This window comes from Streptococcus sp. SN-1 (assembly GCF_041154385.1).
In the GTDB taxonomy this organism is placed as follows: Bacteria; Bacillota; Bacilli; order Lactobacillales; family Streptococcaceae; genus Streptococcus; species Streptococcus mitis_CT.
In genome coordinates this window covers 1,425,371-1,446,802 of record NZ_AP028929.1, presented here as the reverse complement: position 1 = coordinate 1,446,802, position 21,432 = coordinate 1,425,371, and the positions used below count along the sequence as shown (strand labels likewise).

The following is a 21,432-nucleotide window of genomic DNA, read 5'->3' as shown; positions in this document are numbered from 1 at the left end:
AAGGAAAATGGACAGTAAATACTCCAGAAGTACAAATCAATCCAAATACTGGAGAAATCACGATTCCGGAAAATAAAGTAAAAGACGGAACAGAAGTAACAGTAGTTACCAAAAATGGAAATGGTGCTGATTCAGATCCAGCAAAAGTAACTGCAAAAGATGTGCAAAAACCACAAGCTACTTTAAATGGTGTTCCATTAACAGAAACAGCTAATTCACCAATCTTTACAGTCTATCGTGGCGCTACATTTAACCCTGAATTGAAGGTATGGGATAACTCAGGTGTAATTTCTAAAGTAGAAGTTAAGGGAGGACTTCCAAAAGGAGTAACCGCTTCTACATTTACATCTCAAACAGGAAAAACTGAAGCAAATCCATATGCAACTCGCTTGTCTTCAGGTACTGTATTGAATACTGAAACTTTAGGAGAACATGCAGCTACTCTACATGTTGAAGGAAGCAGTGCTACTGATAGCCGTGATTTGAAATTCAAGTATCGAGTGGTTGATATTGAGACTAGAAACCTTGAAAATGGTATCGCAAAAGTACCAGTAGCTTCAACATTGAATGTAGCCAATAGTGGTAAAAATATTGATGCTCATAGATATCTTAAGGTTGTAGATAGTGAAGATAAAGCAGATCGTGGAAACAATTATTTACCAAGTGGTATGACGTGGACATGGAAAGCTGGAGATAAATTAGATTCAGGAACAACACTAGATAACTCAGGTAAATATACTCGAAACGCAACAGCAGTATTCCCAAATGCTAGCAAAAATTCTATTACGGATGTAAATAGTACAACTAGAACAACATTTGCACCTGCAGAAATTAAGCGTCAAGTAGTGTTAGCAGTAACGCCAACAGTGCCTAGCGTAGTTGGACATGAGAATGGTAGTGTGACAATTACCCCACCAACACGCCCTAATAGTACTAATCCACAGGATATTGATACTATCACAATTACTTATGTACCGACAGGTAAGACTACACCAGAAACTGTAACAGTTACAAAATCAGGAAATACTTGGACTGTAAATGGTAAGACAGCTGATAAAGTGTCAGTAACCCCTGCAGGCGTTGTGACAATTTCTGATGCTGAGGTTGCAGATAAAACAGAAATAACTGCAAAAGTTTCTAAGAGAATTGATAATGTAGTTCTTGAGAGTCCAGTAGCTAGAGGAACAGCAAATGGTAGTTTGGGAGCTGAAGTTACTCCACCAGCACCAGTTCTGGAAAAAGAAAAAACTACGCCAGTTACAGTAGTAACACCAAACAAACCAGGTTCAACAATCACCACAGAAACACCAGTAAATGGATTAACAGTAGATGGCGATGGTAACTTAACTGGTACACCAACTGTCACAGATTGGGGACCGAAAGAAGAAGAACGTAAAGTTACGATCCCAGTTAAAGTTAAACATGGTGACGAGGTAGTTCCTGTAAATGTTCCAGTTACTATCCAACGCGATACAGATGGAGATGGAATCCCAGATAAAGTAGACTCAGATGATGACAACGATGGAATTCCAGATACAGAAGATGCAAATCCAAAAGTAGCAGATAAATTAACAGGAGAAAAAACAGGAAAAACTGTAAAAGAAAAAACACCTGTCCCAGCAAATACTAAGGTAGTAACACCAAACAAACCAGGCACAACGATTACAGTAGATAGTCCAGTCAATGGTTTAACAGTGGATAACGGTGGAAATCTAGTAGGTACACCAACTGTCACAGATTGGGGACCAAAAGAAGAAGAACGCACAGTCGAAATTCCAGTTAAACTGAAACGTGGAACGGAAGAGACTGTTGTAAAAATCCCTGTAACTATCCAACGCGATACAGATGGAGATGGAATCCCAGATAAAGTAGACACAGATGATGACAACGATGGAATTCCAGATACAGAAGATGCAAATCCAAAAGTAGCAGATGGATTAACAGGAGAAACAACAGGAAAAACTGTAAAAGAAAAAACACCTGTCCCAGCAAATACTAAGGTAGTAACACCAAACAAACCAGGTACAACGATTACAGTAGATAAACCAGTCAATGGTTTAACAGTGGATAACGGCGGAAATTTAGTAGGAACACCAACTGTCACAGATTGGGGACCAAAAGAAGAAGAGCGTACAGTAGAGATTCCAGTTAAACTGAAACGTGGAACAGAAGAGACTGTTGTAAAAATCCCTGTAACTATCCAACGCGATACAGATGGCGACGGCATTCCAGATGTGACCGATCCAGATGATGACAACGATGGTATTCCAGACAAGGATGATGCAAATCCAAAAGTAGCTGATAAATTAACAGGTACAGTCACAGATCCAGGAAAAGTGAAAGAGAAAGCACCAGTACCGCCAACAAAAGTTGTGACACCAAATAAACCAGGTTCAACAATCACTACAGAAACACCAGTAAATGGTTTAACAGTAGATGGTGATGGTAACTTAACTGGAACACCAACCGTAACAGATTGGGGACCAAAAGAAGAAGAACGTAAAGTTACAATCCCAGTTAAAGTTAAGAATGGTGATGAAGAAGTCGTTGTGGATGTTCCAGTTACAATCCAACGTGATACAGATGGCGACGGCATTCCAGATGTGACCGATCCAGATGATGATAACGATGGAATTCCAGACAAGGATGATGCAAATCCAAAAGTAGCTGATAAATTAACAGGTACAGTCACAGATCCAGGAAAAGTGAAAGAAAAAGCACCAGTACCGCCAACAAAAGTTGTGACACCAAATAAACCAGGTTCAACAATCACTACAGAAACACCAGTAAATGGTTTAACAGTAGATGGCGATGGTAACTTAACTGGAACACCAACCGTAACAGATTGGGGACCAAAAGAAGAAGAACGTAAAGTTACAATCCCAGTTAAAGTTAAGAATGGTGATGAAGAAGTTACTGTGGATGTTCCAGTTACAATTCAACGTGATACAGATGGCGACGGTATCCCAGATGTGACCGATCCAGATGATGATAACGATGGTATTCCAGACAAAGATGAAGAGAAAAATGGAACAGATCCTAAGACACCAACAACTCAAACTCCTACAATCGATATCACACGCAAACCAAATGGTGATGCAGTAATAACACCGAAGAAACCAGATGGCTCAACCTACCCACCAGGAACAGTAGTAGAAATTCCAGGTAAGGATGGTAATCCAATTGTCGTTACAATCGGTGAAGATGGTTCAGGAATAGTTCCAAATGACAAGTTACCTAAAGGTGATTTACCAGGAAAAGGTACAGTAACAGAACCGAATAAAGAACCATCACAACCAGTGCCAGTAACAACACCAGCTCGTAAGAACCCGACAATCAAAATTGAACAAGATCCTAAGACGGGTGATGTTACAGTGACACCGAAGAAACCAGATGGCTCAATCTACCCACCAGGAACAGTAGTAGAAATTCCAGGTAAAGACGGAAACCCAATCACAGTAACAATCGGTGAAGATGGAAAAGGAACAGTACCAAACAGTGATCTGCCAGAAGGAGATATTCCGGGAACAGGTAAGATTATTGAAAAAGGGAAAACACCTGAAGAAGTTCAAGTGAAGACACCTAAAAAATTAGATCCAAATGAACCACAAACAGAGCAACCAGTCTCAATTGATATTACTAGAAAACCAAATGGAGATGCTATTGTAACACCGAAGAAACCTGGAGTGGGAGGAACATATCCACCAGGAACGAAGGTAGTTATTCCGGGTGATAATGATACTCCAATCGAGGTTATCATCGGAGAAGACGGTTCAGGAATAGTACCGAATGATAGTCTTCCAAAAGGAAAAATCGAAGGAGAAGGTACAGTAACAGAACCGAATAAGAGACCATCACAACCAGTGCCAGCAACAACTCCAGCACGTAAGACTCCAACCGTAGACTTGGAACAAGATCCTAAGACTGGTGATGTTACAGTAACACCTAAGAGACCAGATGGCTCAACATTCCCACCAGGAACAGTAGTAGAAATTCCAGGTAAAGGTGACAAGCCAATCACAGTAACAATCGGAGAAGATGGTAAAGGTAAAGTACCAAACAGTGAATTACCAGACGGTGAGGTTACAAAACCAGGTAAGATTACCGAACCAGGCAAACCATCTGTTGAAGTTCCTGAGGTCACAACCCCAGCTAAAGTAACTCCAACAGTAGACTTGGAACAAGATCCTAAGACTGGTGATGTTACAGTGACACCTAAGAGACCAGATGGCTCAATCTACCCACCAGGAACAGTAGTAGAAATTCCAGGTAAAGATAAGGATCACCCAATCACAGTTACAATCGGTGAAGACGGTAAAGGTAAAGTACCAAACAGTGATCTACCAGAAGGTAAAGCACCAGGAACAGGTAAGATTACCGAACCAGGTAAACCAGCTGTTGAAGTTCCTAATGTAACAACACCAGCTCATAAGACACCAACACTAGATGTGAAACGAGATCCTGAGACAGGTGACGTTACATTAACACCGAAGAGACCAGATGGAACAACATATCCACCAGGAACTACGGTAGAAATCCCAGGTAAAGATGGCAAGCCAATCACAGTCACAATCGGTGAAGACGGTAAAGGTAAAGTACCAAACAGTGATCTACCAGATGTAGAAACACCAGGTACAGGTAAGATTACCGAACCAGGTAAACCAGCTGTTGAAGTTCCTAATGTAACAACACCAGCTAAAGTAACTCCAACCGTAGACTTGGAACAAGATCCTAAGACTGGTGATGTTACAGTGACACCGAAGAAACCAGATGGGTCAACATACCCACCAGGAACTAAGGTAGAAATTCCAGGTAAAGATAAGGATCACCCAATCACAGTAACAATCGGAGAAGATGGTAAAGGTAAAGTACCAAACAGTGAATTACCAGACGGTAAGGTTACAAAACCAGGTAAGATTACAGAACCAGGCAAACCAGCTGTTGAAGTTCCTGAGGTCACAACCCCAGCTAAAGTAACTCCAACCGTAGACTTGGAACAAGATCCTAAGACTGGTGATGTTACAGTGACACCGAAGAAACCAGATGGCTCAATCTACCCACCAGGAACAGTAGTAGAAATTCCAGGTAAAGGTGACAAGCCAATCACAGTAACAATCGGAGAAGATGGTAAAGGTAAAGTACCAAACAGTGAATTACCAGATGGTAAGGTTACAAAACCAGGTAAGATTACAGAACCAGGCAAACCATCAGTGGAAGTTCCTGAGGTCACAACCCCAGCTAAAGTAACTCCAACCGTAGATTTGGAACAAGATCCTAAGACTGGTGATGTTACAGTGACACCGAAGAAACCAGATGGCTCAATCTACCCACCAGGAACAGTAGTAGAAATTCCAGGTAAAGGTGACAAGCCAATCACAGTAACAATCGGAGAAGATGGTAAAGGTAAAGTACCAAACAGTGAATTACCAGATGGTAAGGTTACAAAACCAGGTAAGATTACAGAACCAGGCAAACCATCAGTGGAAGTTCCTGAGGTCACAACCCCAGCTAAAGTAACTCCAACCGTAGACTTGGAACAAGATCCTAAGACTGGTGATGTTACAGTGACACCGAAGAAACCAGATGGGTCAACATACCCACCAGGAACTAAGGTAGAAATTCCAGGTAAAGATAAGGATCACCCAATCACAGTTACAATCGGTGAAGACGGTAAAGGTAAAGTACCAAACAGTGATCTACCAGAAGGTAAAGCACCAGGAACAAGTAAGATTACAGAACCAGGTAAACCAGCTGTTGAAGTTCCTAATGTAACAACACCAGCTCATAAGACACCAACACTAGATGTGAAACGAGATCCTGAGACAGGTGACGTTACATTAACACCGAAGAAACCAGATGGAACAACATATCCACCAGGAACTACGGTAGAAATCCCAGGTAAAGATGGCAAGCCAATCACAGTCACAATCGGTGAAGACGGTAAAGGTAAAGTACCAAACAGTGATCTACCAGACGTAGAAACACCAGGTACAGGTAAGATTACAGAACCAGGTAAACCAGCTGTTGAAGTTCCTAATGTAACAACACCAGCTAAATTCACACCAGAAACACCAGTAACTGAAAAACCAGGTAAGATTGAAATTACTCAACAACCAAATGGAAATGCGATTGTAACGCCTAAGAAACCAGATGGAACAACTTACCCATCAGGTAGCAGGGTAGAAATTCCAGGAGAAAATGGAACAACAATCACAGTAACAATTGGTGAAAATGGTTCAGGTGAAGTACCAAATGACAACCTTCCTAAGACAAATGTCCCAGGTACAGGAACAGTAACAGAACCTAACAAGAAACCATCACAACCAGTGGATGTAACAACACCAGCTCGTAAGACACCAACACTAGATGTGAAACGAGATCCTGAAACAGGTGACGTTACAGTAACACCGAAGAAACCAGACGGCTCAACCTACCCACCAGGAACTACGGTAGAAATTCCAGGTAAAGGTGGCAAGCCAATCACAGTCACAATCGGTGAAGACGGTAAAGGTAAAGTACCAAACAGTGATCTACCAGATGTAGAAACACCAGGTACAGGTAAGATTACAGAACCAGGTAAACCAGCTGTTGAAGTTCCTAATGTAACAACACCAGCTAAATTCACACCAGAAACACCAGTAACTGAAAAACCAGGTAAGATTGAAATTACTCAACAACCAAATGGAAATGCGATTGTAACGCCTAAGAAACCAGATGGAACAACTTACCCATCAGGTAGCAGGGTAGAAATTCCAGGAGAAAATGGAACAACAATCACAGTAACAATTGGTGAAAATGGTTCAGGTGAAGTACCAAATGACAACCTTCCTAAGACAAATGTCCCAGGTACAGGAACAGTAACAGAACCTAACAAGAAACCATCACAACCAGTAGATGTAACAACACCAGCTCGTAAGACACCAACAATAGAGTTGGATCAAGATCCTAAGACAGGTGACGTTACAGTAACACCGAAGAAACCAGATGGCTCAACATACCCACCAGGAACTACGGTAGAAATCCCAGGTAAAGATGGAAACCCAATTATCGTTACAATCGATAAAGAAGGTAAAGGTAAAGTACCAAACAGTGAATTACCAGACGGTAAAGTTCCAGGAACAGGTAAGATTACAGAACCAGGTAAACCAGCTGTAGAAGTTCCAGTAGAAACTCCAGCGAAGGTAACACCAGCAACACCAACAGATACAATTCCAGTTGCACCAGTGACATCTGATACGCCAGTCAACCCTGACACTAATGGAGGTTCTGGTCAAGATACACCAGCACCAGCTACTCCAACTCCAAATGCAGTTACTCCGAATGCGGATCAGGTAGATCCTCAGACTACTGTTGATAATGGAGCTAAGTCAAATGATTCTCAAAATGTATTGCCAAATACAGGAACAGAATCAAATGCTGCTCTTGCCTCTCTAGGACTTCTTGGACTATTGAGTGGATTTGGACTTGTAGCTCGCAAGAAAAAAGAAGACTAAAAATTTAGTCAAATGAACATTCATTCTTTTGTATTTTAACAACGAACTAGATTGATTCTGATAGTTGTGTTATCCATAAAATACAAAGAATGTTTAGATAAAGAAAGCGAACAATGCTAGGATTTTGTTAAACGGAATTCTAAGTATTGTTCGCTTTTGTGGTATAATAATTACTATGCAGAAAAAACCAACGTCAGCCTATGTGCACATCCCATTTTGTACCCAGATTTGTTATTATTGTGACTTTTCAAAAGTTTTTATCAAGAATCAGCCGGTAGATAGTTATTTGGAGCATCTGCTGGAAGAGTTTCGTTCTTATGACATTCAAAAGTTACGAACCCTTTACATTGGTGGTGGGACACCGACAGCTTTGTCAGCTCCGCAACTGGAGGTGTTATTGAAGGGCTTGACTAAAAAATTGGACTTGTCTGTCTTAGAGGAGTTGACCATTGAGGCTAATCCAGGCGACTTGGACGCGGATAAGATTGCTGTTTTGAAGAACTCGGCTGTTAATCGTGTTTCGCTAGGTGTGCAAACCTTTGACGACAAGATGCTGAAAAAGATTGGGCGCAGTCATTTGGAGAAGGATATTTATGAAAATATCGACCGTCTGAAACTGGCTGGTTTTGACAATATCTCTATTGATTTGATTTATGCACTGCCTGGTCAGACCATGGAGCAGGTCAAGGAAAATGTGGCTAAGGCCATTGGACTTGATATTCCCCATATGAGTTTGTATAGCTTGATTTTGGAAAATCATACGGTCTTTATGAACCGTATGCGACGAGGGAAATTGCCTCTGCCTAAGGAGGAACTGGAAGCTGAGATGTTTGAGTACATCATCGCAGAGCTAGAGCGAGCTGGTTTTGAACATTATGAGATTTCCAATTTCTCCAAACCCGGTTTTGAAAGTCGTCACAATCTCATGTACTGGGACAATGCTGAATACTATGGTATCGGTGCTGGGGCATCTGGTTATGTAGATGGAGTACGCTATAAGAATCATGGTCCCATTCGTCATTATCTCAGTGCAGTTGAGGAAGGCAACGCTCGCATCACAGAAGAACACCTGAGTCAAAAGGAGCAAATGGAAGAAGAAATGTTCTTGGGCCTCCGCAAGAAATCAGGAGTCTCCATGGTGCGATTTGAGGAAAAATTTGGACGGTCTTTCGATGGACTTTATGGAGAAATTGTCAAGGACTTGGTACAACAAGGTCTCATGCAAATAGAGGGTGACCGAGTTCGTATGACAAAGAGAGGTCTCTTTTTGGGAGACACTGTAGCAGAACGATTTATTTTGGAGTAGGATGATGGGCTTAACTTATCAAATGAAAATGAAAATTCCTTTTGATATGGCTGATATGAACGGTCATATCAAACTTCCAGATGTGATTTTGCTTTCCCTACAAGTTTCAGGGATGCAGTCCATTGAGTTGGGAGTTAGTGATAAGGCTATTTTGGAAGACTATAATCTGGTCTGGATTATCACAAACTATGATATTGAGGTAGCTCGTTTGCCTCGTTTTGCGGAAGAAATCACTATCGAAACGGAAGCCCTGAGCTACAATCGACTCTTTTGCTACCGTCGCTTTACCATTTATGATGAAGCAGGACAGGAACTCGTCCACATGATGGCGACCTTTGTTCTCATGGACCGAGACAGTCGAAAAGTTCATGCAGTAGAACCTGAGATTGTGGCTCCTTACCAGTCTGATTTTGATAAAAAACTTATCCGTGGACCAAAGTATGAGTCCTTGGAAGATTCAATCAGCAAGGATTACCATGTCCGTTTTTACGATTTAGATATGAATGGTCACGTCAATAATAGTAAATACCTGGACTGGATTTTTGAAGTCATGGGAGCTGATTTTTTGACCCACTATGTTCCCAAGAAAATCAACCTCAAGTATGTCAAGGAAGTTCGACCAGGTGGGGTGATTACATCGGCTGTTGAGCGGAGTGGACTCGAAAGTAAGCATGAGATTACAAGCGACGGTGCTACTAATGCACAGGCTATTATTACTTGGCAAGAAATAGAAAAGGATTAGGGAGAAATAGATGAAATATAAAGGCTATTTAATTGATCTAGACGGAACTATTTATAAGGGCAAAGATAGAATTCCAGCAGGAGAGGCTTTTGTTCATGAATTGCAAAAGCGGGACATTCCCTATCTCTTTGTGACCAACAATACAACTCGCACTCCAGAGAGTGTTCAAGAGATGTTGGCTCAGAATTTTAATATTGATACGCCCCTATCGACTGTCTACACAGCTACTTTGGCCACTATCGACTATATGAACGACTTGGGGCTTGAAAAGACCGTCTATGTCATCGGAGAAACAGGGCTCAAGGAAGCCATCAAGGCGGCTGGTTATGTGGAAGACAAGGAAAATCCTGCCTATGTGGTAGTAGGGCTGGACTGGCAGGTCGACTATGAAAAATTTGCGACAGCAACTCTAGCTATCCAAAAGGGAGCTCATTTTATCGGAACCAATCCTGACCTCAATATCCCGACAGAGCGTGGTCTTTTGCCAGGTGCTGGTTCACTGATTACCTTTCTTGAAGTGGCAACACGAGTGAAACCTGTTTATATCGGGAAACCAAATGCCATCATTATGGATAAGGCGGTTGGGCACTTAGGTTTGGAACGTGAAGAGTTGATCATGGTCGGGGACAACTACCTGACAGATATCCGAGCAGGGATTGACAATGGCATTCCAACGCTCTTGGTGACGACAGGTTTTACCAAGGCAGAAGAAGTGGCAGACCTGCCAATCGCACCGACTCATGTGGTTTCTAGCCTTGCGGAGTGGGATTTTGATGAAAATTAAACTGACCTTTTGGGGCTCTATGCTCTTTCTCTTCTCTCTTTCAATCCTTCTGACCATTTATCTGGCTTGGATTTTTTATCCGCTGGAGATTGAGTGGCTGAATTTCACGGATCGGGTCTATTTAAAGCCAGAAACTATTCAGTACAACTTTCATATCTTGATGAATTATCTGACCAATCCTTTTAGTCAGGTCTTGCAGATGCCAGATTTTCGTTCGTCAGCAGCTGGGCTACATCACTTTGCGGTGGTCAAGAATCTCTTTCACTTTGTTCAGCTAGTTGCTCTAGTGACACTACCAAGTTTCTATTTCTTTGTCAAAGGGATTGTGAAAAAAGACTTCTTGTCTCTATTTAGTAAAGGGCTTTTGGCTCTAGTGGTTTTGCCTTTACTGATTGGGCTTGGAGGAGTTTTGATTGGTTTTGACCAATTCTTTACTCTTTTCCATCAAATTCTCTTTGTGGGAGATGATACCTGGCTTTTTGACCCAGCCAAGGATCCTGTTATACTGATTTTGCCAGAGACCTTCTTCCTTCATGCCTTCCTCCTCTTTTTTGCCCTTTATGAAAGCTTCTTTGGCTATCTTTATCTAAAAAGTCGTAGGAAGTGAAACGAAAGATGTTCTTATTTCACATGTATAAATTAGGTGTGTGATTCGAAACTATCGTTAAGAGTGAATTAACTAATTCAGAAATGTATTAATCGTTCGCAAACAGTCTATTTTTCTGGAAAAATAGGCTTTTTTTCTAAAAATCTCTAGTCAAGCGCTTTATTTTTTTGTATAATAGAGGTAGCAAAGTATAGATAAGAAGAGAAAAGCATGATTACACTATTTCTATCACCGAGCTGTACTTCATGTCGTAAGGCAAAGGCCTGGCTAGAAAAACATAAGGTGCCCTTTGAGGAACACAATATTATGACCAGTCCCTTAACAAGAAAAGAATTGCAACACATCCTTTCCTTGACCGAAAATGGTACTGATGACATTATTTCAACTCGTTCAAAAATTTTTCAAAAATTAGATATTGATGTAGAAAGTATTTCGGTATCAGAATTGCTTCATTTGATTGAGCAGTATCCTAGTCTTTTGCGTCGTCCCATTATTATTGATGCCAAACGTATGCAGATCGGTTTTAATGAAGATGAGATTCGTGCTTTTCTCCCTCGTAGTTACCGTAAGCAAGAACTAAAAGAAGCAAGAATGAGAGCTGGTATTAGTTAATGAACAAACAGTATAGTTACCCACTAGATTTGTCGTGGAGCACTGAAGAACTTGCTTCAGTGCTTTCTTTTTTTAATGATGTTGAAGCTGCCTATGAGGGCAAGGTAGAGGCTAAAAAGTTACTGGACTCCTATAAGGGATTCAAGGCGGTCGTGCCAAGTAAGAGTGAAGAGAAACGTTTGGGACGAGAATTTGAAACAGTTAGTGGCTATTCGCTTTACCGAGCTGTTCAGGCTGCCAAGGAAAAAGGGGAAGGAAAGATTTCTCTTGGAAAGTAAATTCGAATTTGCCAAAGAGCTAATTAAGAAAGCAGGCCAGTACATCCTTGACCACATGCAGGAAGACTTGTGTGTTGAAACCAAGTCCTCTCCAACAGATTTGGTGACCAGACTGGACAAGGAAGTTCAGAAACTCTTGGTTAGTGAGATTTTGTCCCATTATCCCGAGGATAAGATTTGTGCTGAAGAAGGGTGTTTGCGAGCCTCGGTTCAAGAGGGAAAGGTTTGGGTTATTGATCCGATTGATGGGACCAATAATTTTGTCGCCCAGCAGGAAGATTTTGCTGTCATGATGGCTTATTTTGAAAATGGTCAGGGACAGTTTGGCCTGATTTATGATGTGGTCAAAGGGGATTGTTACCACGGTGGTGGAGCCTTTCCAGTTTGTCGAAACGATAAGCCCCTAGCTCCTTTTAAAGCAAAACCACTTGGAGATTTTCTCATTGCAGGGAATAGTGGCATGTTGGAAACCAATGAATGGGGGCTGGCTGATTTGAGTCGAGCAGTGCTCGGTGTTCGTGTCTATGGGAGTGCGGCTATTAGTTTTGCCAAGATTTTGTCAGGGCGTTTGTTGACCTATGTCACTTATCTGCAACCATGGGATTATGCTGCGGCTAGTATTTTAGGGGAAAGTCTGGGCTATCGGGTTGTGACCCTATTTGGTGAAGCTCCTGATTTTCAAACCAGACAGCCGGTCATGATGCTACCTCTTGAGATGCAGGAGGAAATTCAGTCCTATATTTACGAAAGGAAAAGAACTTAAATGCAATTTCCAGAAGGATTTGTTGAAAAATATGAAGAGATACTAGGAGATGAGGCAAGAGATTTTCTTGCCTCTTTTGAGGAGGAAGCGGTTTCTGCCTTTCGGGTCAATCCTTTAAAAGAAGAGCAACTTTCCTTTCCTGATGCCATTCCTCAAACCCCTTGGGGCCACTATGGTAAGGTTTCAGGGAAATCGCCTGAACATGCTACTGGTTTGGTTTATTCGCAAGAACCTGCTGCTCAGATGGTTGCTCAGGTAGCCCAACCCAGTCCTGGCATGAAGGTCTTGGACCTAGCTGCTGCACCGGGTGGTAAATCAACTCAACTAGTAGCCTATTTATCAGGAGAAGGTCTCCTGGTTTCCAATGAAATTTCAAGCAAACGGGCTAAGATTTTAGTAGAAAACATGGAGCGCTTCGGAGCGACAAATGTCGTGGTGACCAATGAATCTGCTGACCGTTTGGCCAAGGTCTTTAAAGGCTATTTTGACTTAATCGTTCTTGATGCCCCTTGCTCTGGTGAAGGGATGTTTCGTAAGCAACCAGATGCTATGGACTATTGGAGCTTAGATTATCCAAGTCAATGCGCCAGCTTGCAAAGAGAAATTCTAGCAGATGCAGTGACCATGCTGGCAGAGGGAGGTCGTCTGGTTTATTCAACCTGTACCTGGGCACCTGAGGAAAACGAAGAGATTGTTAATTGGCTGCTGGAAGAGTATGATTTTGACTTGCTACCAGTAGAGCATATCAATGGAATGGTAGCTGGTATTGACTTGCCAGAAACGGCTCGGATGTACCCTCATCATTTTAAGGGAGAGGGGCAGTTTGTCGCCCATTTACAATTTAAGGGTGAAAATCCAGCCCCTAAATGTAAGGCAAGTAAGAGCAATCTCAGCCGAGAACAAGTTGCCTTGTGGCAAGAATTTGCCAAAAAACACTTGAAGGTCAATCTAAGAGGAATCTTGCAGACTTTTGGGGACCAACTCTATCTCTTGCCAGAACTCTTGCCAGATTTAGGTAAACTCAAGATTGCTCGCAATGGACTGCATCTGGGTACCTTCAAGAAGAAACGCTTTGAGCCTAGTTTTGCTCTTGGTCTAGCCTTGAAACCAAGTCAGGTCAAGCAGTCGGTTGAAATTGACCAAGAAGAGTTTGTTAAGTATGCGGCCGGAGAAACCGTTCAGCTGGCGGAAAGTCTGCCAAATGGTTGGTACCAAGTTTTGGTTCAAGGCAATGGTTTGGGCTTTGCTAAGGTGACTGGAAATGTTTTGAAAAATTATTTTCCAAAAGGCCTCAGATTCAAGTGAAAATGCTAGTCAAAGTAGCTTGTCTATGTTATAGTGGAAGTATGGATTTTTTCAAATTGTCTTTTATTTTCAGTCAAAATTGGTGGCGAAAGCAGCTGAGCAAATTTCTAGTAAAATTAAGCTAGCAACTTCAGTTGGCTCCCAATTTTCAAAAGAAAAACATAAATAAATAGTTGAAAAAATTCACAGCATTCACCATTATTTTCAAGGAGAAAAAACAGTGAAAAAAAGGAAAAAACTCGCTCTATCCCTTGCGGCTCTTTTGCTTGCAGGTTCTTTGGCGGGATGTGCTAGCTGGATTGATCGTGGAGAATCCATGACAGCTGTTGGTTCAACGGCTCTTCAGCCCTTGGTCGAAGCAGCAGCGGATGAATTTGGTTCTATGCACGTTGGAAAAACAGTCAACGTCCAAGGTGGAGGATCTGGCACAGGTCTGTCTCAGGTTCAATCTGGAGCTGTTGACGTAGGAAATTCAGACGTATTTGCCGAGGAAAAAGACGGTATCAACGCATCTGCTCTAGTGGACCATAAGGTAGCCGTAGCTGGCTTGGCAGTGATTGTAAACAAAGAAGTTGACGTTGAAAATCTGACAACTGAACAACTCCGTAGCATCTTCACAGGTCAAGTAACCAACTGGAAAGAAGTCGGTGGGAAAGACCTAGCCATTTCCATTATCAACCGCGCGGCAAGTTCTGGTTCGCGTGCAACCTTTGATAGTGTTGTCATGGATGGTCAATCTGCCGTGCAGAGTCAAGAACAGGATTCAAATGGGATGGTCAAAAACATTGTTTCCCAGACACCAGGAGCCATTTCTTACCTAGCCTTTGCCTATGTGGATGACTCAGTTAAACGTATGAAGTTGAATGGCTATGAGCCGATTGCAGAAAATGTTACAAGCAATAACTGGCCTTTGTGGTCTTATGAACACATGTACACCCTAGGTCAACCAAATGAATTGGTGGCAGAATTCCTCAACTTTGTCCTCTCTGATGAAGCGCAAAGTGGAATCGTTAAGGGGATGGGATATATTTCTGTCAAGGAAATGAAGGTTGAAAAAGATGCTGTAGGAACGGTGACAGCACTAGAAGGGAGTCACTAATGAATCAAGAAGAATTAGCTAAAAAATTACTTTCTCCCTCAAAGAACTCCCGTCTAGAGAAATTAGGAAAAGGATTGACCTTTGCCTGTCTGTCTTTGATTGTTATCATTGTGGCTATGATTTTGATTTTCGTAGCCCAAAAAGGTTTGTCGACCTTCTTTGTCAATGGGGTCAATATCTTTGATTTCCTCTTTGGCCAAACATGGAATCCTTCAGGTAAACAATTTGGTGCCCTTCCAATGATTTTGGGTTCCTTTATTGTCACAATCCTATCAGCCCTTATCGCAACTCCTTTTGCCATTGGTGCGGCAGTCTTTATGACTGAAGTCTCGCCAAAAGGTGCTAGAATCTTGCAACCAGCCATTGAATTGCTGGTCGGAATTCCTTCAGTCGTCTATGGATTTATCGGTTTGCAGGTCGTAGTTCCTTTTGTCCGTAGTGTCTTTGGTGGAACTGGTTTTGGAATCTTGTCAGGGATTTTCGTTCTCTTTGTCATGATCTTACCAACTGTAACCTTTATGACAACCGATAGCTTGCGTGCGGTGCCTCGTCACTACCGCGAAGCCAGTTTGGCTATGGGGGCTACTCGTTGGCAAACCATCTGGCGCGTGACCTTGAAGGCAGCGCGTTCAGGGATTTTCACAGCAGTTGTCTTTGGGATGGCGCGTGCCTTTGGAGAGGCTTTGGCCATTCAGATGGTGGTCGGAAACTCAGCCGTTGTCCCAACTTCATTGACAACACCTGCCGCGACCTTGACCTCTGTTTTGACCATGGGTATCGGAAATACCGTTATGGGAACAGTTGATAATAACGTTCTTTGGTCACTGGCCTTAGTCTTGCTCTTGATGAGTTTGGCCTTCAACAGTGTGATTAAATTGATTACGAAAGAAAGAGGAAAGAAAAACTATGCACGCTAAGAAATTAGATAAAATTGCAACAGCTGTCCTCTACTCGATTGCAGGAATTATCGTTGCCATCTTGGCATCCTTGATTCTTTATATCTTGGTTCGTGGTTTGCCCCACATCTCTTGGTCTTTCTTGACTGGCAAATCATCTTCTTACCAAGCAGGCGGAGGGATTGGAATTCAGCTCTATAATTCCTTCTTCCTTTTGGTCATCACCTTGATTATCTCTGTTCCCTTATCTATGGGGGCTGGGATTTTCCTAGCTGAATACGCCAAAAAAGGTCCTGTGACCAATTTTGTCAGAACCTGTATTGAAATCTTGTCTTCACTGCCATCAGTGGTTGTGGGTCTCTTTGGTTACTTGATCTTTGTAGTTCAGTTTGAGTATGGATTTTCAATCATTTCAGGTGCCTTGGCCTTGACGGTCTTTAACCTGCCTCAGATGACGCGTAATGTTGAAGACAGCTTGAAACACGTTCACCATACGCAACGTGAGGCTGGCTTGGCCCTTGGAATTTCTCGTTGGGAGACTGTGGTCCATGTGGTCATTCCAGAAGCCCTTCCAGGGATTGTCACTGGGGTTGTCTTGGCCTCTGGTCGTATCTTTGGTGAGGCGGCTGCTCTTATCTATACAGCAGGACAATCTGCTCCAGCCCTTGACTGGTCTAACTGGAACATTCTCAGTGTGACCAGCCCAATCTCTATCTTCCGTCAAGCAGAAACCTTGGCTGTCCACATCTGGAAAGTCAATAGTGAAGGAACCATTCCAGATGGAACCATCGTATCAGCAGGTTCTGCGGCCGTGCTCCTCATCTTTATCCTCATCTTTAACTTTGGAGCCCGCAAACTCGGAAGCTACCTACATAAGAAATTAACCGCTGCCTAAAGGAGAAGCCATGTCAAAATATAATTGGGATGAAAAGCATATCATCACCTTTCCTGAAGAGAAAGTGGCCCTCTCTACTAAGGATTTACATGTTTACTACGGTAAAAAAGAATCCATCAAGGGCATCGATATGCAATTTGAAAAAAATAAAATTACAGCCTTAATTGGCCCATCTGGATCAGGGAAATCAACCTACCTCCGCAGTCTCAACCGTATGAATGATACCATTGATATTGCCAAGGTCACAGGTCAAATTCTCTACCAAGGGATTGATGTCAACCGTCCAGAAATCAACGTCTATGAGATGCGCAAGCACATCGGAATGGTCTTCCAACGACCAAATCCATTTGCCAAGTCTATCTACCGCAACATCACTTTTGCTCATGAACGTGCAGGGGTTAAGGACAAGCAAGTCTTGGATGAAATTGTGGAAACCTCTCTTCGTCAAGCTGCCCTTTGGGACCAGGTCAAAGACGATTTGCACAAGTCAGCCTTGACCTTATCAGGTGGTCAGCAACAGCGTCTCTGTATCGCTCGTGCTATTTCGGTTAAACCAGATATCCTCTTGATGGATGAACCTGCGTCAGCCTTGGATCCGATTGCGACAGCCCAGCTGGAAGAAACCATGTTGGAATTGAAGAAGGACTTTACTATCATCATCGTGACCCACAGCATGCAGCAGGCTGCGCGTGCTAGTGACTACACAGGATTTTTCTACTTGGGTGACTTGATTGAGTACGATAAGACCTCTAATATTTTCCAAAATGCCAAACTACAGTCAACCAATGACTACGTAACAGGACACTTTGGATAGAAAGGAAACAGTATGACAGAAGCGATTTTACAGGTGTCAGACCTGTCCGTTTACTACAATCAAAAAAAGGCCTTGAATAGTGTTTCCCTATCTTTCCAACCTAAGGAAATTACAGCCTTGATTGGTCCATCTGGATCAGGGAAGTCAACCCTTCTCAAGGCAATCAACCGCATGGGGGATCTTAATCCAGAGGTGACTACAACTGGTTCAGTAGTTTATAACGGTCATAATATTTACAGTCCGCGTACAGATACAGTTGAATTGCGTAAAGAAATCGGTATGGTTTTCCAACAACCAAACCCTTTCCCTATGTCTATCTACGAAAATGTTGTTTACGGGCTTCGTATCAATGGAGTTAAGGATAAGCAGATTCTGGATGAAGCAGTAGAAAAAGCCCTACAACGAGCTTCTATCTGGGATGAGGTCAAGGATCGCCTGCATGATTCAGCTATCGGGCTTTCAGGTGGACAACAGCAACGTGTTTGCGTTGCCCGTGTTTTGGCAACTAGTCCTAAAATCATTCTCTTGGATGAACCGACTTCAGCCTTGGACCCTATCTCTGCTGGGAAGATTGAGGAAACCTTGTATGGTCTAAAAGATAAATACACCATGCTCTTGGTTACACGTTCCATGCAACAAGCCTCTCGTATCTCTGACAAGACAGGATTTTTCCTTGATGGAGATTTGATTGAGTTTAACGATACCAAGAAGATGTTCCTCAACCCACAACACAAGGAAACAGAAGATTATATTTCAGGAAAATTTGGATAAGGAGATAAATGATGTTACGTTCTCAATTTGAAGAAGATTTAGAGAAATTGCACAACCAGTTCTACGCTATGGGACAAGAAGTGCTATCCCAAATCAATCGTACGGTGCGTGCCTTTGTTACGCATGACCGTGATTTGGCCAAAGAAGTCATCGAAGACGATGCAGAAGTAAACGAATATGAAGTGAAATTGGAGAAGAAATCATTTGAAATGATTGCCCTGCAACAACCCGTTTCTCAGGACTTGCGTACAGTTCTAACAGTCTTGAAGGCTGTATCTGACTTGGAACGTATGGGTGACCATGCCGTTTCTATTGCCAAGGCGGCAATTCGTATGAAGGGTGAGCAACGTATCCCAGCTGTTGAAGAAGAAATCAAGAGAATGGGTCGCGATGTTAAGAATTTCGTTGAAGCAGCCCTTGAACTCTATCTGAATGGTTCAGTGGATCAGGCCTATGAAGTAGCAGCCATGGACGAAAAAATCAACCATTATTTTGATAGCATTCGTGACTTGGCTACAGAAGAAATCAAGAAAAATCCAGATGCCATCGTTACAGGTCGTGATTACTTCCAAGTAATTGCCTTCTTGGAACGTATTGGAGACTATGCCAAGAATATCTGTGAATGGGTTGTTTACTTTGAAACAGGTAAGATTGTCGAACTATAAAATAGATTCATTCTGTATAAAAAGGAGCTTGAAATCAACTGATAGCTCCTTTTATTGAATGAAAAAAATATTTTTAAGATAAAAATTCTAAAAACACTTGACAAGTAGCTTGGATAGCGTTATAATTATACAAAATTAACAGAGAGGTTGTTTATTTATGAAATCAAAAAAATGGATATTTGTTTTATGTAGTTTTCTTGCAAGTTTCCTCTTAGTAGCTTGCCAGTCGGGTTCTAATGGTTCTCAGTCAGCTGTTGAGGCCATTAAGCAAAAGGGGAAATTAGTTGTGGCGACTAGTCCTGACTATGCACCTTTTGAATTTCAATCCTTAGTTGACGGAAAAAACCAGGTAGTCGGTGCGGACATTGACATGGCCCAAGCTATCGCTGATGAACTTGGGGTGAAGTTGGAAATTTCAAGCATGAGTTTTGATAATGTCTTGACCAGTCTTCAAACTGGTAAGGCTGACCTAGCAGTTGCGGGAATTAGCGCTACTGACGAGAGAAAAGAAGTCTTTGATTTTTCAATCCCTTACTATGAAAACAAGATTAGTTTCTTGGTTCGTAAGTCTGATGTAGAAAAATACAAGGATTTAACTAGCCTTGAAAGTGCTAATATTGCAGCTCAAAAAGGGACTGTTCCAGAGTCTATGGTTAAGGAACAATTGCCAAAAGCTCAATTGACTTCCCTAACCAATATGGGGGAAGCAGTCAATGAATTGCAGACTGGAAAAGTAGATGCTGTTCACATGGATGAGCCTGTTGCCCTTAGCTATGCTACTAAAAACGCTGACTTAGCTGTCGCAACTGTCAGCTTGAAGATGAAGGACGGCGAAGCTAATGCAGTTGCCCTTAGAAAAAATAGTACTGATTTGAAAGAAGTGGTGGACAAGGTTATCCAAAAACTCAAGGATGACGGCACCTACCAAAAATATCTTGAAAAAGCAGCAAGTCTAACTGAGGTTGAAGAATAATACTCAATGAAAATCAAAGAGCAAACTAGGAAGCTAGCCGCAAGCTGTACTTGAGTACGGTAAGGCGACGCTGACGTGGTTTGAAGAGATTTTCGAAGAGTATAAGAAAAAAGCAGAGTTGGAAGTCATTCCAATTCTGCTTTTAAATAGTTTAAAACATTTTCCAGATTGTCTAAGGATACCTTGGCAAATTGATAAGGGCAGGCGCTCAAATAGGCCTTTTCAAAGAAGTCCAAGTCCAGTTGGCTATGTTTGAGACTGGCAATTTTAGGATACTGTCTCAGATCTAGTAATAAACCATCGTATAGGGGAAAATGAGGAAGGGGACAAGGAGTGTTAGCTAATCTTTCCTCGAGTTGTTTTTGGTAAGATTCCTGATTGGATAAGCGAGCCAGACGGTTTTTCTCAAATAGTTGACTGTCAATATAGAGTGACAGGGCCTTTTGCATGATAAGGTTGCTATCGTAGTCTAGGATATTTTTGTAGGCCACAAAGGCTTCTTTGATAGCATTTGGAAGGATGAGTGCTGTTATCCTCAGGGCTGGAAAGAGGCTGGTTGAGAAGGACTTTATGTAAATAACGCGTTCCTCTGTATCCAGATAGTGGAAGGTCTGGCCCTTTTTAGAGTCCAAATCCCCCAGATAGTCGTCCTCTACGATATAGACTCCATACTTGGCAGCTAAGTCAAGAATAGCCCGTTTGTCCTGTTCTGAATAGGAATGCCCCAGAGGATAGTGAAAACGAGGAATGGTGTAGAAAAACTTAATCTTTCCTGTTTTGAAGTGGCCTTCCAGCTCCTCCAAGTCAATCCCATCAATGCCTCGTTCAATCGTTTGATAGGCTAACCTCTGAGCAATCAAGAGACGATTCATCCGATGGTAGGTCGGCTGTTCCACCAAGATTTCCTTTGCTTGGCTAGGAAAGGATATTTGCGAGAGAATAAAAAGGGCTTGTTGGGTTCCAGAAGTCAGTACCAGTTGGTCAGCCTTGCAGTAGAGAGCTTGGTCAAAGAGGAGTTGGTGAATGGACTGTCTTAGGTCTTCTAAACCTTCTTGATTTTCATAGTAGTTGAAGAGGTAGTTTTCCCGGCCAATCAAGGTTTCATTGACACAGAGTCGGAAATCGTCATAGGCGCTGGCGTGTTCGTCCGTAACCTCAATTTCTAGGTCTTGATGTTGCCCTTGTTCTAGGACATAGTAACCACTCTTGGGCTTGGCATAGAGGTATTGTTCGTGCCGTAATTCCAGTAGGGCGCGTTGAATGGTGTCCTTGCTACAGTGAAAGTCAAGGCTCAGTTGACGGATAGAAGGTAGGCGACTTCCCGTTGGAAAACGTCCAGACTCGATACCGTTTTTCAGATAAGATACGACCTCTTGGTACTTGCTTTGTTTCTTCATTCCAGATCTCCCTTGATTTTGTTACATTGTAC

At 42.3% G+C, this 21,432-nt stretch carries 17 protein-coding genes; 16 read left to right on the top strand and 1 reads right to left on the bottom strand.

The window, feature by feature from the left end:
• Positions 1 to 161 precede the first annotated feature (161 nt).
• The 16 genes from ACAM22_RS06535 (at position 162) to ACAM22_RS06460 (ending at position 20,003) form a co-directional block, all read left to right on the top strand.
• Positions 162 to 7,493: a sialoglycan-binding domain-containing protein gene (locus ACAM22_RS06535; protein ID WP_369606539.1), complete on the top strand. Its 7,332-nt coding sequence runs from the start codon at positions 162 to 164 to the stop codon at positions 7,491 to 7,493.
• A 175-nt stretch (positions 7,494 to 7,668) separates the two neighbouring features.
• Positions 7,669 to 8,799 carry a radical SAM family heme chaperone HemW gene (gene hemW / locus ACAM22_RS06530; protein WP_369606538.1) on the top strand — a complete coding sequence of 377 codons (1,131 nt, stop codon included), beginning with the start codon at positions 7,669 to 7,671 and terminating at the stop codon, positions 8,797 to 8,799.
• Between the two features lie 4 nt (positions 8,800 to 8,803).
• Entirely contained in the window at positions 8,804 to 9,541 is a 738-nt protein-coding gene (locus ACAM22_RS06525) for an acyl-ACP thioesterase domain-containing protein (protein ID WP_369606537.1), read from the top strand.
• A 10-nt stretch (positions 9,542 to 9,551) separates the two neighbouring features.
• Entirely contained in the window at positions 9,552 to 10,325 is a 774-nt protein-coding gene (locus tag ACAM22_RS06520) for a TIGR01457 family HAD-type hydrolase (protein WP_369606536.1), read from the top strand.
• Complete coding sequence (locus ACAM22_RS06515) at positions 10,315 to 10,932, top strand: TIGR01906 family membrane protein (RefSeq protein WP_369606535.1); 618 nt, start codon at positions 10,315 to 10,317, stop codon at positions 10,930 to 10,932. Before ACAM22_RS06520 ends, ACAM22_RS06515 begins: the two co-directional genes overlap by 11 nt.
• A 210-nt stretch (positions 10,933 to 11,142) precedes the next feature.
• A complete protein-coding gene (locus ACAM22_RS06510) occupies positions 11,143 to 11,544 on the top strand; it encodes a Spx/MgsR family RNA polymerase-binding regulatory protein (protein ID WP_000631254.1) in 402 nt (133 codons plus the stop codon).
• The gene (locus tag ACAM22_RS06505; RefSeq protein ID WP_001041974.1) at positions 11,544 to 11,822 is read left to right on the top strand and encodes a UPF0223 family protein; all 279 of its coding nucleotides are present in this window, start codon (positions 11,544 to 11,546) and stop codon (positions 11,820 to 11,822) included. The genes ACAM22_RS06510 and ACAM22_RS06505 overlap by 1 nt, the downstream gene beginning before the upstream one ends.
• Positions 11,812 to 12,585, top strand: coding sequence for an inositol monophosphatase family protein (locus ACAM22_RS06500; RefSeq protein WP_369606534.1), 774 nt, complete (start codon positions 11,812 to 11,814; stop codon positions 12,583 to 12,585). Before ACAM22_RS06505 ends, ACAM22_RS06500 begins: the two co-directional genes overlap by 11 nt.
• On the top strand, positions 12,586 to 13,890 hold the full coding sequence (locus ACAM22_RS06495) for an RsmF rRNA methyltransferase first C-terminal domain-containing protein (RefSeq protein ID WP_369606533.1): 1,305 nt from the start codon (positions 12,586 to 12,588) through the stop codon (positions 13,888 to 13,890).
• A gap of 220 nt (positions 13,891 to 14,110) precedes the next feature.
• A complete protein-coding gene (locus ACAM22_RS06490; protein ID WP_101786434.1) occupies positions 14,111 to 14,989 on the top strand; it encodes a phosphate ABC transporter substrate-binding protein PstS family protein in 879 nt (292 codons plus the stop codon).
• The gene (gene pstC, locus ACAM22_RS06485) at positions 14,989 to 15,906 is read left to right on the top strand and encodes a phosphate ABC transporter permease subunit PstC (RefSeq protein WP_001070903.1); all 918 of its coding nucleotides are present in this window, start codon (positions 14,989 to 14,991) and stop codon (positions 15,904 to 15,906) included. Before ACAM22_RS06490 ends, pstC begins: the two co-directional genes overlap by 1 nt.
• Positions 15,896 to 16,780, top strand: a complete 885-nt coding sequence (pstA, locus tag ACAM22_RS06480) for a phosphate ABC transporter permease PstA (RefSeq protein WP_000543046.1) — start codon at positions 15,896 to 15,898, stop codon at positions 16,778 to 16,780. The genes pstC and pstA overlap by 11 nt, the downstream gene beginning before the upstream one ends.
• Before the next feature lie 10 nt (positions 16,781 to 16,790).
• Positions 16,791 to 17,594, top strand: coding sequence for a phosphate ABC transporter ATP-binding protein PstB (gene pstB, locus ACAM22_RS06475; protein WP_020900241.1), 804 nt, complete (start codon positions 16,791 to 16,793; stop codon positions 17,592 to 17,594).
• A 12-nt stretch (positions 17,595 to 17,606) separates the two neighbouring features.
• Entirely contained in the window at positions 17,607 to 18,365 is a 759-nt protein-coding gene (gene pstB, locus ACAM22_RS06470) for a phosphate ABC transporter ATP-binding protein PstB (RefSeq protein WP_000133482.1), read from the top strand.
• 11 nt (positions 18,366 to 18,376) lie between these two features.
• Positions 18,377 to 19,030: a phosphate signaling complex protein PhoU gene (phoU, locus tag ACAM22_RS06465; RefSeq protein ID WP_000946458.1), complete on the top strand. Its 654-nt coding sequence runs from the start codon at positions 18,377 to 18,379 to the stop codon at positions 19,028 to 19,030.
• 157 nt (positions 19,031 to 19,187) lie between these two features.
• On the top strand, positions 19,188 to 20,003 hold the full coding sequence (locus ACAM22_RS06460) for an ABC transporter substrate-binding protein (protein WP_369606532.1): 816 nt from the start codon (positions 19,188 to 19,190) through the stop codon (positions 20,001 to 20,003).
• A 125-nt stretch (positions 20,004 to 20,128) separates the two neighbouring features.
• On the opposite strand, the gene ACAM22_RS06455 is transcribed toward ACAM22_RS06460, so the two are convergent.
• Positions 20,129 to 21,400 carry a PLP-dependent aminotransferase family protein gene (locus tag ACAM22_RS06455; RefSeq protein WP_261050389.1) on the bottom strand — a complete coding sequence of 424 codons (1,272 nt, stop codon included), beginning with the start codon at positions 21,398 to 21,400 and terminating at the stop codon, positions 20,129 to 20,131.
• Positions 21,401 to 21,432 lie beyond the last annotated feature (32 nt).

Excerpts from the sequence above, each read along its gene's own strand:
- hemW (WP_369606538.1), top strand. The coding sequence starts at position 7,669 with ATGCAGAAAAAACCAACGTCAGCCTATGTGCACATCCCATTTTGTACC.
- ACAM22_RS06525 (WP_369606537.1), top strand. The coding sequence starts at position 8,804 with ATGGGCTTAACTTATCAAATGAAAATGAAAATTCCTTTTGATATGGCT.
- ACAM22_RS06520 (WP_369606536.1), top strand. The coding sequence starts at position 9,552 with ATGAAATATAAAGGCTATTTAATTGATCTAGACGGAACTATTTATAAG.
- ACAM22_RS06515 (WP_369606535.1), top strand. The coding sequence starts at position 10,315 with ATGAAAATTAAACTGACCTTTTGGGGCTCTATGCTCTTTCTCTTCTCT.
- ACAM22_RS06510 (WP_000631254.1), top strand. The coding sequence starts at position 11,143 with ATGATTACACTATTTCTATCACCGAGCTGTACTTCATGTCGTAAGGCA.
- ACAM22_RS06505 (WP_001041974.1), top strand. The coding sequence starts at position 11,544 with ATGAACAAACAGTATAGTTACCCACTAGATTTGTCGTGGAGCACTGAA.
- ACAM22_RS06495 (WP_369606533.1), top strand. The coding sequence starts at position 12,586 with ATGCAATTTCCAGAAGGATTTGTTGAAAAATATGAAGAGATACTAGGA.
- pstC (WP_001070903.1), top strand. The coding sequence starts at position 14,989 with ATGAATCAAGAAGAATTAGCTAAAAAATTACTTTCTCCCTCAAAGAAC.
- pstA (WP_000543046.1), top strand. The coding sequence starts at position 15,896 with ATGCACGCTAAGAAATTAGATAAAATTGCAACAGCTGTCCTCTACTCG.
- pstB (WP_020900241.1), top strand. The coding sequence starts at position 16,791 with ATGTCAAAATATAATTGGGATGAAAAGCATATCATCACCTTTCCTGAA.
- pstB (WP_000133482.1), top strand. The coding sequence starts at position 17,607 with ATGACAGAAGCGATTTTACAGGTGTCAGACCTGTCCGTTTACTACAAT.
- phoU (WP_000946458.1), top strand. The coding sequence starts at position 18,377 with ATGTTACGTTCTCAATTTGAAGAAGATTTAGAGAAATTGCACAACCAG.
- ACAM22_RS06460 (WP_369606532.1), top strand. The coding sequence starts at position 19,188 with ATGAAATCAAAAAAATGGATATTTGTTTTATGTAGTTTTCTTGCAAGT.
- ACAM22_RS06455 (WP_261050389.1), bottom strand. The coding sequence starts at position 21,400 with ATGAAGAAACAAAGCAAGTACCAAGAGGTCGTATCTTATCTGAAAAAC.